Here is a 583-nt window from a genome sequence, read left to right as displayed (position 1 = left end):
GGCTGGCACGAAGGCAGCGGATTTTCGTCGTGGCGGATTTTGGAGGCAGACGTGCCGCAGACATACTATTTAAGCCCCGTCCAATGCTCCCACTTCCTCCGCCTTGCGGAGAGGGCGGGTGGGTCGCCGCCGAAGGAGATCGAACAGCTTCTTTTGAAACAGGGCGGCAGATACCAGTCATCCACCCCTTTCAGTGCTTCCGTATGCGGGGAGCGGCAAAAAGGCAGGAAGAAACGGCCTTCCGAAACAGCTTCGGATTACCAACTGACCCTTTTCCCACTCTTTTAGCCAGTGATGTAACGCCCTTTGCCTTCTGGTATGAGGGCGACCCGAAGGGCGGCTGTATCCGTTTTCTGACGGAAACGGAAAGCGAACGGCTGATGGGGCTGCCAGAGGGCTGGACAAAGTACGGGGCGGACGGCGTGGAGATCCGGCCTCTGCAACGCTACAAGGCACTGGGAAACGCGATTGCCCTCCCTTGCGCCGATTACATTATGGCCGGGATTTATGAGGTGCTGGCTGACCGGGCCGGAAAGGAGGAATGAGCCCATGTTTGAAGCCTATATAACCAATACAGCCCTAT

At 57.3% G+C, this 583-nt stretch carries 1 protein-coding gene; it reads left to right on the top strand.

Going from position 1 to position 583, the window contains the following annotated elements:
* Positions 1 to 545: DNA cytosine methyltransferase (locus H8711_RS13920; RefSeq protein WP_249283916.1), on the top strand; the 545-nt coding region annotated here is incomplete at its 5' end.
* Positions 546 to 583: the final 38 nt, after the last annotated feature.

Source organism: Ligaoa zhengdingensis (assembly GCF_014384885.1).
Lineage (GTDB): Bacteria > Bacillota > Clostridia > Oscillospirales > Ruminococcaceae > Ligaoa > Ligaoa zhengdingensis.
This window is presented reverse-complemented; position numbering and strand designations above follow the sequence as displayed.